The sequence below is a fragment of the Flavobacterium sp. UBA5153 genome (genome assembly GCA_002413745.1).
GTDB lineage: Bacteria > Bacteroidota > Bacteroidia > Flavobacteriales > Flavobacteriaceae > Flavobacterium.
Window position 1 is genome coordinate 14,737 of sequence record DHXP01000077.1, and the last position, 15,900, is coordinate 30,636.

9 protein-coding genes are annotated in these 15,900 nt (G+C 36.5%); 8 read left to right on the plus strand and 1 reads right to left on the minus strand.

Annotated features, from left to right (window positions below):
• Nucleotides 1–232: 232 nt before the first annotated feature.
• The 7 genes from B2145_RS16265 to B2145_RS16295 all read left to right on the plus strand — a co-directional run bounded on the left by B2145_RS16265 (nucleotide 233) and on the right by B2145_RS16295 (nucleotide 12,129).
• A complete protein-coding gene (locus B2145_RS16265; protein WP_291104634.1) occupies nucleotides 233–1,717 on the plus strand; it encodes a glycoside hydrolase family 28 protein in 1,485 nt (494 codons plus the stop codon).
• Nucleotides 1,699–5,340: a DUF4450 domain-containing protein gene (locus B2145_RS16270; protein ID WP_291104637.1), complete on the plus strand. Its 3,642-nt coding sequence runs from the start codon at nucleotides 1,699–1,701 to the stop codon at nucleotides 5,338–5,340. Before B2145_RS16265 ends, B2145_RS16270 begins: the two co-directional genes overlap by 19 nt.
• A 17-nt stretch (nucleotides 5,341–5,357) precedes the next feature.
• Nucleotides 5,358–7,250: a rhamnogalacturonan lyase gene (locus tag B2145_RS16275; protein ID WP_291104640.1), complete on the plus strand. Its 1,893-nt coding sequence runs from the start codon at nucleotides 5,358–5,360 to the stop codon at nucleotides 7,248–7,250.
• An 81-nt stretch (nucleotides 7,251–7,331) separates the two neighbouring features.
• Nucleotides 7,332–8,792 carry a 3-keto-disaccharide hydrolase gene (locus B2145_RS16280; protein WP_291104642.1) on the plus strand — a complete coding sequence of 487 codons (1,461 nt, stop codon included), beginning with the start codon at nucleotides 7,332–7,334 and terminating at the stop codon, nucleotides 8,790–8,792.
• 43 nt (nucleotides 8,793–8,835) lie between these two features.
• Entirely contained in the window at nucleotides 8,836–10,209 is a 1,374-nt protein-coding gene (locus B2145_RS16285; protein ID WP_291104646.1) for a Gfo/Idh/MocA family protein, read from the plus strand.
• Nucleotides 10,210–10,229: 20 nt separating this feature from the next.
• Nucleotides 10,230–11,270: a PmoA family protein gene (locus B2145_RS16290; RefSeq protein WP_291104649.1), complete on the plus strand. Its 1,041-nt coding sequence runs from the start codon at nucleotides 10,230–10,232 to the stop codon at nucleotides 11,268–11,270.
• Between the two features lie 64 nt (nucleotides 11,271–11,334).
• On the plus strand, nucleotides 11,335–12,129 hold the full coding sequence (locus B2145_RS16295) for a cupin domain-containing protein (RefSeq protein ID WP_291104652.1): 795 nt from the start codon (nucleotides 11,335–11,337) through the stop codon (nucleotides 12,127–12,129).
• A 335-nt stretch (nucleotides 12,130–12,464) separates the two neighbouring features.
• On the opposite strand, the gene B2145_RS16300 is transcribed toward B2145_RS16295, so the two are convergent.
• Nucleotides 12,465–13,436 (minus strand): hypothetical protein, encoded by a 972-nt coding sequence (locus B2145_RS16300; RefSeq protein WP_291104655.1) that lies wholly within the window; start codon nucleotides 13,434–13,436, stop codon nucleotides 12,465–12,467.
• A 765-nt stretch (nucleotides 13,437–14,201) separates the two neighbouring features.
• Between B2145_RS16300 and B2145_RS16305 the strand changes: the two genes are divergently transcribed.
• Entirely contained in the window at nucleotides 14,202–15,413 is a 1,212-nt protein-coding gene (locus tag B2145_RS16305; protein WP_291104658.1) for a PepSY-like domain-containing protein, read from the plus strand.
• The last annotated feature ends 487 nt before the right edge of the window (nucleotides 15,414–15,900 follow it).

Here is a 15,900-nt window from a genome sequence, read left to right on the forward strand (position 1 = left end):
AATTTAATTTTAAAATGTTCTCAAAACTAACGGTTACTGTTTAATATACTATCCTGTACTGTGATGCTGAATAACAATACTGAATTTCTTTAAAAGTATGCATTATTAGGTAAAAAGGATAGAAATTTATCAAAATGATTTTTGCTTCAAAAAAATAAATTCAGGTAGGTGCAGGACAGTATATCACTTAAAAAGAAAGAACTTGCATATTCATTTCTAAACATAAGGCATAATGAGATATATTTTCATTTTTTGGCTATTGGTAGCCAACATCGGTTTTTTTTCTTCCGAAGAAAAAAAAACTACAACTGATGTAAAATTAAACAGTACAACCGATATTAATTTGCCTTTATGGACAAAAAAAGTCGGTGCCAAGTCAACTACTTTTAAAAAAAATATTTATTATGTAAATGATTTTGGTGCAATTCCAGATGAAAAAACACTGAACACGGCAGCCATTCAAAATGCAATAGATGCCTGTTCAAAAAATGGAGGTGGCATAGTCGCTTTTAAAAAAGGGATTTACCTGACCGGTTCATTATTTATAAAAGAGGGAATCCATTTTAGAATTGACAAGGATGTTGAAATTAGGGGAAGTCAAGATATTAAGGATTACAAGCAAATAGACACCCGAATAGCAGGAATTGAAATGAAATGGCCTGCTGCCTTAATCAATGTGCTAAACCAACAAAATGTTCTAATTGATGGCGAGGGAATAATCAATGGACAAGGAAAAGTGTTTTGGGATTATTATTGGAACCTTCGTAAGGAATATGAGCCCAAAGGTCTTCGCTGGATTGTAGATTATGATGCGCAACGCCCTCGAACTATTTTGATTTCAGATTCCAAAAATATTTTCTTGAAGAATCTTAACATCCAACAAGCCGGTTTTTGGACGGTGCAAGTACTTTATTCCGAATACATAACTGTCGATGGTGTCAAAATAAGAAATAACATTGGCGGTCACGGTCCAAGTACCGACGGAATAGACATAGATTCTTCGAAATGGATATTAGTACAAAACTGTGACATTGATTGCAATGATGATAATTTTTGCCTGAAAGCCGGCAGGGATTGGGATGGTCTTAGGGTAAACAGGCCTACTGAATATGTAGTCATTCGCGATTGTATCGCCCGTAAAGGAGCCGGATTATTAACTATAGGAAGCGAAACATCAGGAAGTATTCGTCACGTTTATGCTTCTAATATAACAGGCAACGGAACTTCAAACGGATTGAACATAAAGTCAGCATCAACCAGAGGCGGAACGGTAGAAGATGTGCTGATGGAAAATATAAAAATGGAAAATATCAGAACCTTTTTGCAAATATCAATGAATTGGAATCCCAGCTATAGTTACTCCAAACTTCCTGATGGATATACAGAAGAAACCTTACCCGAACATTGGAAAAAGATGTTAACCAAAGTGGATCCACCATCCAAAGGAATTCCTCATTTTAAAAATATTACACTCAAAAATATTTATGTGAAAAAAGTAGGTAAAGCCATTAATGTTGAGGGAATGGCAGCATCGACCATTGAGAACATCACTTTAGATAATGTCCATATCGAAGCGGAAACTGCAGGAAAAATTTCGTATAGCTCTAATTGGACGCTGAAAAATGTATCTATCAAAACAAATGACGGTTCGAAAGTAAGTATAGAAAACTCTACTAATGTGAACTTTCCGGAAACGCTATGGGAATCAAAAAAATAAATATTCAAATTCTATTTTTCCTTTTTTTTCTATCACCAATAATAACAATTGGTCAGGAAAAAGCGCTATGGCATGGTATTTCACGCAAAATACACTACGTTCCAGAAGGCAATAGCTTTGTGTTGAAAAACGGCAATCGAAAATTTAATCGGGCGCTTTATGGCACCAATTCAGGATTTAGGGTAGAAGCTGGCGATTTTCCGGAATTTGCCCTGTATATGCCAGGGATGGGAGGTAATTTTAAACTGGGTTTCGCCAAAGGGGAAAACAGTAAATGGATTAGCGAAGCAACAAAAATAGATTCGAGATACGCGCTTGGTATTATGTATTATACCATTGAAGATCCTCTTTTAGAAAAAGGAACTCTTCATATTACCATTGCAGCTTTAAAAAAAGGGGAAGGTTTTATTCTAAAAGTATATGGAAAAAATGTTTCCAAAGACGTTTCTTTACTCTGGGCTTTTGGGGGTGCTAATGGTGAAAAATTCAGTCGGGACGGTGATATCGGTGCCGATCCCGAATCTGTATTTTATTTGCAACCGAAATATTGCATCAACAATAAATATACGCTGAAAAAGAATTCTTTTCTGTTAGAATATGGCTCCGAAAGTAACAAGCAAAAAACGGGTAACGGTAGAGTTTTAATTGGTATTTATCCTGAATCCAAAATCCATTTGGCAAATGCAAATAATCAAAACACGCCGATAGAACTTTACAATTCAACTCCCGATTCCTTAGCTGTCATAACCGGAAAAATCAATTCGATTCCGCAAACAGAACTGTTTTGGTTAATTGAAAATGACACCCATATTAAATACAAAAGTCAAAAAGAACTCGCTACTATTTTTAATGAATCTGTTGCAGCAACACAATTATTAGCCAACAGAGTAAAAGTCGTTACACCAGATCCTTATATCAATACTTTGGGAAGTGCCTTGGCCGTTGCAGCCGATGCGATTTGGGAAAGTCCGGCATATCTGCACGGAGCAGTTGCTTGGCGGATGCACTTAAATGCTTGGAGAGGTGCTTATGTGGCCGATCCTTTGGGGTGGCACGACAGGGCAAAAACTCATTTTACGAGTTATGGTAATTCGCAAGTAACAGCGCCTTTAAGCGGGCCTGTAGTATTTGATACGGTCAAAAATTTGGCAAGACAAAAAGAAGAAATGGGAACTTCTATGTTTAGCAGTGGTTACATTAGCAGAAATCCCAATGAAAATACGGTAGCGCATCATTATGATATGAACCTGGTTTTTATTGATCAACTGTTGCGCCACTTTAAATGGACAGGTGACACTTCATTTATGAAAGAAATGTGGCCTGTAATTCAACGGCATTTAGACTGGGAAAAAAGGAATTTTGATAGTGATGGAGATGGTCTTTATGATGCCTATGCCTCTATATGGGCAAGTGACGCCTTACAATATAGTGGCGGCGGAGTCATCCATTCTTCGGCTTATAATTATTATGCCAATAAAATGGTAGCAGAAATTGCCCAAATTCTGCATCAAGATACACTTCCATACCAAAACGAAGCGCAAAAGATATTTAAATCAGCAAACGACCAACTTTGGATTCCAGAAAAAGGAATTTTTGCAGAATACAGAGATGCGTTGGGAAACAAACTATTGCATAAGTCTCCGGGACTTTGGAGCATTTATCATACGATAGATGGAGAAATTTCGAATCCATTTCAAGACTATCAAATGCTTCGTTATGTCGATTCCAAAATCCCCCATATCCCCATAAATGCTGTTGGATTGGACAAAAAAGATCTTTATACCATTAGCACGACCAATTGGCAACCGTATACTTGGTCTATCAATAATGTCGCTCTTGCCGAACAATTGCATACTGCATTGGCTTTTTGGCAAGGAGGGCAATCCGAAACCGCTTATACAATATGGGAAAGTGCCTTGATCGAAAGTATGTATTTAGGGGCTTCGCCCGGTGGGTTTGAACAATTGATGTATGAAGATGCGATGAGAGGCGAACTCTATCGGGATTTTGCCGATCCTATTGGTATTGCTGCCCGCACGCTTGTTGAAGGTTTGTTTGGCATTCAACCCAATGCTCTCGATGGCACTTTAACCATTAAGCCGGGTTTACCAATGAAATGGAATAAAGCCGCTTTAACTATTCCGGATATTGCATTTTCTTTTAACCGACAAAAAAATAAGGATTTCTATCATTTGAAACCTCATTTTACAACAAAAATGGCATTGAAATTTATCGTAAATGTTCCTTATGAAAACATAGAAAGTGTCTCCATAAATGGAATAAAAACGCTTTGGACAACAACTTCGGATGCTGTTGGTGTTGGAATGCCAGAACTGATTATAGAAAGTCCTTATAAAGAACATTATGATATAGAAATAACTTGGGAAGGAAAGTATTTAGAACACCCCAACTTAGAAAAAACATATAGTAATGGAGATACCATAAATCTTAAAACATCGAGCGCTAAAATTATCGAAGTTTATGACCCGCAATCGGTTTTGAGCGAAATTCAGAAAACAGATTCCGAGCTAAAAGCAAATGTAAAAGGAAACGATGCTAAAACCTTTTTTGTGAAACTCCAACAAGGAAATATGATTTGGTGGAGCCCTATAAATTTTAATATAAAACCTAAAATTGAAGGGAATCCAATACGGTTGGATGAGGACAACCTTATTTTTTCTCTAAAAAATAATTCCCAGGATAATATCAAGGGGAATTTAATCTTCAATCCGTATGGAACTGAAATATTACAAAATGTAGAAATCAATCAAAATGGGGAAATTACTATTGCCATTCCTATTCAAAATTTAGTTCCCGGTACCAATTCCATTGAATTAAAAACTAGCGAAGGCGAAACATATAAAATTTCATTTACGGACTGGGATATTCCAATAAAAAAAGAACCACAATTCGAATCTGTTGCTCTTAATTTCAATGCCAAAGTAACAGATATTTTTAATTATAAGTACTTATCTCCTAGACCAAAAAACCCTACCCTACAACTTCCTACTCAAGGCATCGGAAATTGGTGTTATCCGAATATTGAAGTGAAAATTGATGATTCTGGCTTACGCCAAAGTGCCAAAAATAACAATCAAATCACGGGTCCACAGGGAATTTTGTTTAAAACACCTTCTGACTCCAATCAAAAAAACATTGCGTTTACCTCATTATGGGACAACTTTCCTGAAAGCGTTAGCATTCCACTGGAAGGGAAAGCAACTCATTTGTATGTGATGATGGCAGGAACGACCAACCCAATGCAAAGTCGGTTTGTGAATGGTGAATTAACCGTTACTTATACAGATGGTAGTACTGAAGTTTTGCTCCTTGAAAACCCCGAAAATTGGTGGCCGATAGAACAGGACTATTATTCGGATGGTTTTGCATTTACTACGAATGCTCCAAAACCTCCACGAGTTTACTTGAAATCTGGAATTATTTCACGAAGTTTCGAAGACTTTAAAACAATAAAAGGATACAGTAATTATGGCATCGACGGTGGTGCTGCAACCATTTTGGATCTGCCATTAGATAGGAATAAAATACTGGAAAAGCTCACGATAAAAATAATCGCTAATGATGTGGTGATAGGACTTATGAGCGCTACTCTTATTAGATAACAACAAAAAAATCAACGATGAATCTATCAAAGAAACTTTTTATACTACTATTATTGTTCCATTTATCAGGTTCTAATGTTTTTAGCCAAAGGCAAATGGAAAACTTGGATCGAGGTGTTATTGCCGTAAAAGAAAAAGGTGATTTTTACATTGGTTGGCGGGTTTTGGGCACGGATCCTGATAATCTGGCTTTTAACCTCTATAGAAAAAGCGGTACTAAAAACGAAGTGCTTCTCAATACCAGCCTCATTACCGGAGCCACTAATTTTGTTGATAAAACTGCTAATCCTCAAGACCAAAATACCTGGTATGTAAAAACAGTTCTAAATGGTGTAGAAAAAGAAACATCAGGAAGTTTTACCATTGCCTCGAATAGCCCTGACAAACAATATTTGTCGATTCCCATAAAAGAAAAAAAGGGCTACATCCCTAATGATGTTTCTGTTGGCGATTTGAATGGTGACGGCCAGTATGAATTGATAGTTCATTTAACGGGAAGAGGTCGGGATAACGCTTCCTCTGGAATGACTGACCCACCCATTTTTCAGGCTTATACTTTAAATGGAACTTTTCTTTGGGAAATAAATTTAGGCATCAACATTCGTGAAGGAGCACATTACACGCAATTTATGGTCTATGATTTAGATGGAGATGGCATTTCGGAATTGGTGTGCAAAACAGCCGATGGATCCATAGATGGTGCTGGAAAAATAATTGGAGATGCTTCCAAAGATTGGAGAGATACAAATCCAGAATCGGCTACTTATGGGAAAATTTTAGAAGGACCCGAGTATCTTTCTGTTTTTAATGGAAGAAACGGAGAAGTAATTACCACAACGAACTATATTCCCGAAAGAGGCGATATTGGTGCTTGGGGCGGAAAAGGCGGAAATGGTAAAAATGATACAACAGGAAATAGGGTAGATCGGTTTACAGCCTGTGTTGCCTATTTGGACGGGGTACATCCAAGCGTGATAATGTGCCGAGGTTACTACGGTAGAACCGTTTTGTCCGCTTGGGATTTTAAGGATAATAAATTAACTTCTCGATGGGTATTCGACAGTGAAAACGGAGATAATCCATATTCTGGAATGGGAAATCATAATCTTTCAGTGGCCGATGTAGATAATGATGGGAAAGATGAAATTATTTATGGGTCTATGTGTATTGATGATAATGGAAAAGGCTTGTACGCCACTGGTTTTAGACATGGTGATGCGTTACATGTAAGTGACCTTGATCCTGACATACCTGGTTTGGAAGTTTTTGGGATACACGAAATTGAAGAAGGTACAAAAGGACCAGGAGTAGCTTTATTTTCTGCAGCCACAGGAAAAGTATTATTTACCGAATCTATCAATGAAGATGTTGGCAGAGGTGTCGCAGATAATATAGACTCAACTAGAGTTGGAGCTCAAATGTGGTGGTCAGGCACTTCTGCTCTGTATGACATTAAAGGAAATAAAATTGGAAAAGTCCCTAGCTCGACCAACTTTTTAATTTATTGGGATGCCGACACTTCCAGAGAGTTACTCAATTCTAATTATATCGATAAATATGGTAAAGGAAGATTGTTTACCGCCGATGGAGCATTATCAAATAACGGGACTAAATCTACGCCTGCCCTTTCGGCTGATATTTTTGGAGATTGGCGAGAGGAACTTATTCTCAGAAGTGCTGATAATACCGAATTGCGCATATACACCACAACGATTCCTACAGACATAAGACAGTATACGCTAATGCATGACCCGCAATATAGACTGAGTGTTGCTTGGCAAAATGTTGGCTACAATCAACCGCCGCATACCAGTTTTTATATGGGTAAAGGAATGAAACCTGCTCCAAAACCAAACATAAAACTGTTGCCTTTTCTTTCTGAATCTTCTTTTAAAATTATAAAAAAATAACAGGACACAACAGGATGGTAGTCTGTTAAGTAAGTCTTAATTTTAATTTAAATAATGTTAATTTTTTTTAAAAAGTAAATTATGAGGAATTTTAAGCTTTTGATGGTATTTGTTATTACTCTAAATGCTTTTTGCGGGGAAAAGCAAGATACAATTAAGGGTGAAAAATTCGTAATCAGGGGAGCAGAAGCCCCTATAATTGTGTCTGATAAACAAAGTTCAGTTTCTAAAGTTGGGACAGCTACACCTACTGGAAAATGGCAGCAACTTTTTAATGGAAAAGATTTGCAAGGTTGGAAACAATTGAATGGCAAAGCCAAATATGAAGCCAAAAATGGTGAAATTGTTGGAACTACGGTGAGTAATGAACCTAATTCATTTTTGCGTACAGAGAAAACTTACGGTGATTTCATTCTTGAATTTGAACTATTTGTGGCAAACGACATAAATTCGGGTGTTCAGATTAGGAGTTTAAGTAAAGCTGATTATCAAGATGGAAGAGTGCATGGCTACCAGGTAGAAGTTGATCCGTCAGATAGAGCCTATAGTGGCGGCATTTATGACGAAGCCAGAAGAGGCTGGTTGTATACTATGGACATCAATCCGGAAGGAAAAAAAGCCTTTAAAAAAGAAGATTGGAATAAGTATAGAGTAGAATGTATTGGAAACACGATAAGAACATGGGTAAATGGAATTCCAACGGCACATGTGATTGATGATATGACGGCCGAGGGTTTTATTGCTTTGCAGGTACATGCTATAAAAAACACTGATGCGCCAGGAAAACAAATTAAATGGAGAAATATCAGAATCATGACTGACCATTTAAAAGCTTCTCCTTATGATGATATCGCTGTTGCAAATTTTGTTACGAATACTATCTCTGGACAAGAAAAGAAAAATGGCTACAAACTTTTATGGGACGGAAAATCGACCAAAGGATGGAGAGGAGCTTATAAATCAGTATTTCCCGAAAAAGGATGGGAGATAAAGGATGGTATTTTAAGCGTTCAAAAATCTGGTGGAGCCGAATCTACTAACGGTGGAGATATTGTGACTGAAAAAGAATATAGCGCTTTTGAGTTGAAGTTTGATTTTAAATTGACCGAAGGAGCAAATAGTGGAATAAAATATTTTGTAACGGAATCCGAAGGCAATAAAGGGTCTGCAATTGGTTTAGAATATCAAATTTTAGACGACGCCAAACATCCAGACGCTAAATTAGGTAGAGACGGCAACCGTACGTTAGCTTCTTTATATGATTTAATGACTGCTAAAAAACCTAGTAATGGCATTAAACCTATTGGAGAATGGAATCAGGGAATTGTTCGCGTTTCTCCAGATAATAAAGTGGAATATTTTTTAAACGGCTTTAAAGTTTTAGAATTCACAAGAGGTTCAAAGGAGTTTTTAGATTTAGTGGCCATTAGTAAATACAAAGATTGGCCAAACTTTGGAATGGCAACAAAAGGAAGAATCCTTATTCAAGATCATGGAGATAAGGTCTCTTTTAAGAGCATCAAAATTAAAGAACTAAACTAAGCCGTATCAAATTCACAAAAAAAAAATTATTAAAAATATCACTATGGAAAATTCAAGGAGAAAATTTATTAAACAAACTGCGATAGCATCGGCAGGAGTTTACTTGGGGGGTTTAGGGCTTAGCGCCAAAAGTTATGGTAGAGTTATGGGTGCCAATGACCGGGTAAGGGTTGGGGTAGTTGGTTTTTCAGACCGACATAAAGGTTCACATGTGCCTTCTTTTATGAACCACTACAAGGAATTGAACTTTGACGTGGTTGCCGTATCTGATATTTGGAATAAAAGAAGAGAAGAAGGTGCTGCTTTATGGAAGGGAAAAATGGACCATGATGTAGTAGCATGTAGGAACAATGAAGAAATGTATGATAAAAAACTAGTCGATGCTGTATTTGTAAGCACGGCAGATTTTCAACATGCATTGCATGCAATGGAAGCCGTTAAAGCGGGTTGTGATGTGTATTGCGAAAAGCCTTTTGCAGAAACAATGGAAGACAATCGGGCTGCTTATAAAGCCATAAAAGCTTCGGACAGAATTGTTCAAATTGGTTCTCAAAGAAGAAGTGGAAATAATTATCATGTAGCGGAACAGTATATTAAATCCGGACAATTTGGTGCCATTACCATGGTGGAATTAACCTGGAATGTAAACCAACCTATGCGTTGGCGCAGACCAGAAACCGTGGCACAGTTAATGGAATCGGATACCGATTGGAAAAGGTATTTAATGAATCGTCCGTATGAAGCATTTGATGCAAGGAAATATTTAGAGTTCCGATTGTTTTGGCCTTATTCCTCTGGCTTGCCCGGACAATGGATGAGTCATCAAATAGATACGGTACACTGGTTTAGTGGCTTGCAGCATCCTAGGAGCGTAGTGGCCAATGGTGGTATTTATATGTGGAAAGATGGCAGAAAAAATTGGGACACCATCAATGCAACTTTTGACTATGGCCCCAATAACGACCCTACTTCGGGATTCCAGGTTACATTCGGATCTCGCCAGCACAACGGAGATGAAAAGCCTGCAGAAATTTACTATTCCAACGGTGGACAATTAAATCTCACTACCAATAAAGTTTCTTCATTGGGAGGATTGACTGAAAAGTTTGCTGCTCCTGCAGGGATGAAACCATTTTTATTACCGGAATCAAGTCTATCAGTAGTAGAGCCGTTGATTGTTTCTGCAAATACTGGAGGTGATGTGTTGACATCCAACCATATTCGCAATTGGATGGAATGTGTGCGCAGTCGCAAGCAGCCAAATGCTCCGGTAGAGGCGGGTTATAGCCATTCTATCGCTACAATTATGACCAATGCAGCTGTGCTTACCGGTCAAAAGGCATTTTTTGATGAAAAAACACAGGAAATAATGGTAGGAGGAAAACCTTTCGAACCATTTAAATCCTATTCCAAATAATTAAATTAAAAAAGTACAAGATGAATTTTATAAAATATATTAGTATTTCCATTGTGAGTTTATTTTCATTTACCAGTTTATTTGCTCAAAAACAGGTCGCATTTGTGCAAAATGAAAAAGAGCAAAAGATTGATGTAATGATCGATGGTAAATTTTTCACAGCTTATCTCTATGGCAATAAAATTGATAAACCAGTACTGTTTCCGCTCGTTACAGCTTCGGGCATAACAGTTACCCGGGGATTCCCATTAGCAACAAGGGCAAATGAAAGAACAGATCATCCCCACCATATTGGAATGTGGTTTAATTACGGGGATGTAAATGGCTTGGATTTTTGGAATAATTCTGATGCCATTAAAGCGGAGGATAAACCCAAGTATGGCAGCATCCGGCATCAAAAAATAGTGGCTGTAAAACCCGGCCAACACAATGGCGAGTTGGAAGTAAGTTCAAATTGGGTTGACATCAATGGAAAAATATTGATTAAGGAAACTACAATTTTGCTATTTAGCGGAGATGCCAATAGCCGTACGATTGATCGGACAACAACACTCACAGCGCAGGAGGGAAAAGTTAGTTTTAAAGATAATAAGGAGGGCGTTTTGGGAATTAGGGTGACAAGGGAATTGGAAATGCCTTCTCAAAAGGCAGAAACTTTTACCGATGCACAAGGTCTGACAACCAAGGTAGCTGTTTTAAACAATGAAGGCGTTACTGGTAATTTTCTTAGTAGTGAGGGTATTACCGGTAATGAAGTATGGGGAACCCGTGGTACCTGGTGTATGATGTATGGTAAAAAAAATGGGGAAGCAATTGCTATCTCAATTATAGATCATCCTAAAAATCCAGGTTATCCTACTTATTGGCATGCACGTGGATACGGATTGTTTGCCGCCAATACCCTCGGACAGGAAGTGCTGAGCGGTGGAAAAGAAAAATTAAATTTCTCTTTGGATGCAGGAAAATCGGTGACTTTTAAATACAGGGTAATTGTAACCGATGGTAGCACACCCAGTAAAGAAACTTTAAATAAGGCGGCTGAATCATTTGCTAAAAAATAACCGTATAAAAATGAAAATAAATTCAATACGGCGGTGCTTTTGCTTCGCCGGTTTCAAAGGGTCAATGATCCCTAGAAAAACAACCTTGCTTGCATTTTTATTTTTTACAACTATCGTTTTAAGAGCGCAGACTCAGGTATTGCAATCGGGTGTTTACCGTTTGGATAGCATTGAAACGCAAAACGGGTTGGAGCGTAAAACGAAATTGAAAGTACAGGGGAGTACAACTGACCTTGCTATGTTAAGTATGCATTCCTCCACGTTGGCGCCAGGGAAAACCAATCATCCCCCTCGGGTTTTAATGGATCGGGAAGAGTTGATTGTTGTAAAAGAGGGACCCATTACCATGAATATCAATGACACGGCTAAAATACTGACTACCGGAAGCATTGCATTGATTGAGGCAGGAGATTCACAAAGTTTTTACAATGCATCTGATAAAGTTGTTAGTTATTATGTATTGGGGTTTAAAGCTACAACTCCAGTAAATGTAAGCCGTGGAAAAGCAAGTGGCGGGTCTTTAATGAAAGATTGGAATGAACTGACTGTTAAGAAAACGAATACGGGGGAATCAAGACCTGTATTTGACAGGCCAACTTCTATGTTTGACAGGCTAGAAGTACATTCAACTATGGTGAATGCCAATGAGGACAATCACCATTCTCATACGCACCGGGCCGAAGAAATTATGCTGTTGTTGAAAGGAGATATTACGATGCACATTGGGCACGAAAATTATAAGGCTGATGCAGGCAGCGTCATTTTGGTCAGGCCGGATATTGTCCATAATTTAACCAATACAGGCAATGAATCCTGTCTGTATTATGCAATTAAATGGTATAACAGCAGTACAAATTAATCAGCATTTTATCGATTGGAAAAGTTTTTTGATGAATAGACCTGTTATTAATTATACTTTAAATCCTTAAATATACAATCATTAATGTCCGATTAAATCCTTTTAAATTTTACATACCGTCCCGCTGGGGCTAAACAAACGACACATTATATTTTCTACAAACATTTCGTTCCTAACGAAGCTAATTTAGTCCCATCGGGATGAAATGTTTGTAGAAAATAGATGGGCCGAAAAACAAGCCCCGGCTGGGCGATATATTTGTCAAGTCCATCTAGTAAAGGGATGCGCATTCTTTTATCCATTTTTATCGGACAACAATTTTTTTAAATTAAATATTATAATTTATAATACAAACCAATCTCGGCAAAAATTTTATTTTTCAAATTATATTCAGAATTAGGGGTAGAATTTTCTGATATTGTGGTCACGCTTCCACTGGACGATTTAGTCGTAGTTGTTGTTGTAGTATAAATTGGGTTTTGGGGTATGGCAAGTGTAGGAATTACAAATAAGACAAAATGGTTGATTTCATAACTCACAGGTAAGGATGCTTCATAAGATAACAGGGTAAAATGGTTGTTATTTACAAAAGTTTGGGAAGTTATTGTAGTTGTATTTGGGTTACTTTTCGCTTTTCCCTTGCTGATTTTTCTACTAACATATTCTCCATAATAGTTGAGGGTGCTTAAATCAATATCGAATGTTGGTGTAATGGCGAATTTTGTACCATCTTTTCCAATGATAAACTCATGGAGAAACTCAATATTCAGACCAAAATCTTTTTTTTCTGAAAACAAAACGTTTCCTTGTGCCATTATTTCAATAAATCCAAAATCATAACCTAAATTAGCTCCTAGGCTTCCTGTTGAGCTACTTGTTAAAGCAGTACTTGATTTGCTGTAAAATGTTCTGTTAGCGCTTATTCCTGTGGTAAAATTGGAGGTTGGATGATAACTATAATTCATGTCTAATGAAAAAGAATCGAATCGGTTTTGATTAGCCAGAGTTAAATAAAATCCAGTTATTGAAGCTGCAAATCCTGATTTGTTAAAGTAACCAATAGATGGTTTTAAATAGGGTTTTACAATAGAATCCTGCCTTCCGTTATAAACATCATTAGTGAGAAAGCTGTTAGAAAATTTAAAATAAGACTTTTCAGTTGCGGAGTCTTTATCTTTTTTGGGCATTAAATTATCTTTATTATTTTGAGCATTCATCAAATTAATTTGTGAAATAAATACTATTACAAAAAATACATTTATAATTTTAGAATTCCTGTTCTTGATTTTGTCTAATCTTTTTTTCATTTGTTAAAGTAATAATTTTTTAATTTTTCGCTTTTATGGCTTCCAATCCATTCGATTTTTTTTGAATTATCTCTCTGGATATACAATGAAAATCATTTTTCAAATATAGATTATTTTTCATTTGTTTCAATTATTCGTTTTATCGTCAAATAATATAATCAGCTATCCTAAAACAAATTTGCTAGAAAAATAATCACTTTTACTATTCGTATTTTAAATTTTATAGTAAATCGTCAGCATAAAATGGACTGATTTGAACTTTAACTTAATGAATATAAAAGTGCATTCTAGTAAACGAAGAGAGTTTTCATTGCTGTAAAATCTCTTCAAGTAGCTCTGCCAGAAATCAAACCCGGATAAAGAGTTTAGGAAACTCCCATTCTATCCGTTAAACTATAGGGCTAAAACCAAAAAAGACCATTATTTCTGATGGTCTTTTCGCCGTTGCTCCTTCTATTGGAGAAAGTTGCAATTTTAATGCTGTGAAAGATTATGTAACTATCATAAAAACAACAATATAACTTTGTAATATATCTGAATTTGTAAATTAAATAGCTCCTTTGAATTAATTAACGAAACACACTCTTAGCAAAAGCTCAAATTAGTTTGAGGATATATATTTGAGTAGATTGAATTTATATAATTATAACCCTAAAAAAACATATAAAAATAGGTAGGGTAATTTTATTTCTAAATGTTATATAAGGACAAAATGTATTTTTGAAACATTTTTACCTAAATTTTTAACCTTTAATTTTTAAGAAAATGAAAATCCCCCAAAAACCCCTAATTGCATTTGCACTTTCTTTTGTAATGTTTAGCTGTACCAATAATGGACCTGGTTCGTCTAGTCCAGCAACTAGTGCCGTTAATTCAACCTATGAAGTGGTAGCTGCTTCAGCTTTGCCAACTACTATTTCGACATACATTACATCGAAGTATGCAGGAGCTACGACAACCCAAGTGAATTTAAATTCAGACGGAACTTATGTAGCCTATGTTGCCCTACCAGCTGGGACAACAGTTAAAATGTCGAGCGTTATGGCTAAAATGTCGAGCGTTATGGCTAAATTAGAATTTACCGCTAAAGGTACACTAGAGTCTGCAAAAACAGAAACTATAGTTGCCGTTGCTGATTTATTGCCTGCAATAACGACTTACATTACAACTAATTATTCTGGAGCTACGATAACATCTGCCCATTTAGAATCTGATGGAGGTTTTGATGTTTTAATTACAGTTGCAGATGGAAGCAAAATCAAATTGAATTTTAATGTTGCTGGTACATTTGAATCTGCAAGTGCTTTTAAAGCTAATGGGAATCACAAACACAAACATGACAGTAATCAAATACCGGTTGCCATTGCTGATTTAGCGGCAAGTATAACAACTTATATTAAGACTGATTATACAGGAGCTACAATTACTTCGGCTCATAAAGAGTCTGATAATACTTTTGATGTGTTCATTATCACTGCGGCAGGAGCTAACTTAAACCTGAATTTTAGTACTGCTGGCGAATTTCTTTCGGTAAGTTCTAACGGTGATAATCATTCAAATAACGAAACCCAAGTTGCTGTTGCAGACCTATTGGCGAATATTACCGCTTACACCACCACAAATTATGCGGGTGCCACAATTACATCGGCACAGAAAGATTGGAATGGTGGTTTCGAAGTGCATCTTACTACTGCTGCAGGAGTTCGATTAGAATTGAATTTTACCACTACTGGTGAATTTGTGGTGGGATCTGATTCCAATAATAATCATGCCGCATCAATGGTTTCGGTTATTGTAACAGATTTAATAGCCAATATAAAAGCATATATAACTACAAATTATGCTGGAGCCACTATAACATCAGCCCATTTAGAATCTGACGGAAGTTATGATGTTTTGATTACTACTGCCACTAAAGCCGAACTAAAATTGAATTTCACTGCCACTGGCGTTTTTGTTGGCGTAGCGAATAATTAAAAAGAAAGTAATCCCTTTTTAAAATACATTTGATAAAGACCATCAGTACGCTGATGGTCTTTTTTTTATCCATATTTTAAATGGACTTGCAAACTTACCTCTCACATAGAGTTAAGAATAAAAATGGAAATGAAGATGTCAGTTGTCTAAAAAGTGAAAGTACGCTCTAAAAGTGCTCTCTAGTTAAAACAAAAAAGACCTTACATTGCTGCAAAGTCTCTTAAAGTAGCCCTGTATTTTATAATTACTATTGTTTTATAGCTTCAAATTCCCGATCTCCTGTTGCTGATGAGATAGCGCAACTTATATCTGGCGGGATTGTTGTTTCGTGATTTTTTACAGCTATCGCATTTAATACCAATGGTTAATATGTTTTAGTCCAATCGTTCTGGTATAATGCCGCTGTATATTTCATTTAGTTCCCTTTTTATTGGACTAATTTGAAATAACTACCGGTATTGTTATCGTTTTCTAGCATAAATTTTGC

Bases quoted from the DNA above. Each gene is read 5' to 3' on its own strand.
- B2145_RS16265 (WP_291104634.1), top strand. From the start codon at position 233: ATGAGATATATTTTCATTTTTTGGCTATTGGTAGCCAACATCGGTTTT.
- B2145_RS16270 (WP_291104637.1), top strand. From the start codon at position 1,699: ATGGGAATCAAAAAAATAAATATTCAAATTCTATTTTTCCTTTTTTTT.
- B2145_RS16275 (WP_291104640.1), top strand. From the start codon at position 5,358: ATGAATCTATCAAAGAAACTTTTTATACTACTATTATTGTTCCATTTA.
- B2145_RS16280 (WP_291104642.1), top strand. From the start codon at position 7,332: ATGAGGAATTTTAAGCTTTTGATGGTATTTGTTATTACTCTAAATGCT.
- B2145_RS16285 (WP_291104646.1), top strand. From the start codon at position 8,836: ATGGAAAATTCAAGGAGAAAATTTATTAAACAAACTGCGATAGCATCG.
- B2145_RS16290 (WP_291104649.1), top strand. From the start codon at position 10,230: ATGAATTTTATAAAATATATTAGTATTTCCATTGTGAGTTTATTTTCA.
- B2145_RS16295 (WP_291104652.1), top strand. From the start codon at position 11,335: ATGATCCCTAGAAAAACAACCTTGCTTGCATTTTTATTTTTTACAACT.
- B2145_RS16300 (WP_291104655.1), bottom strand. From the start codon at position 13,436: ATGAAAAAAAGATTAGACAAAATCAAGAACAGGAATTCTAAAATTATA.
- B2145_RS16305 (WP_291104658.1), top strand. From the start codon at position 14,202: ATGAAAATCCCCCAAAAACCCCTAATTGCATTTGCACTTTCTTTTGTA.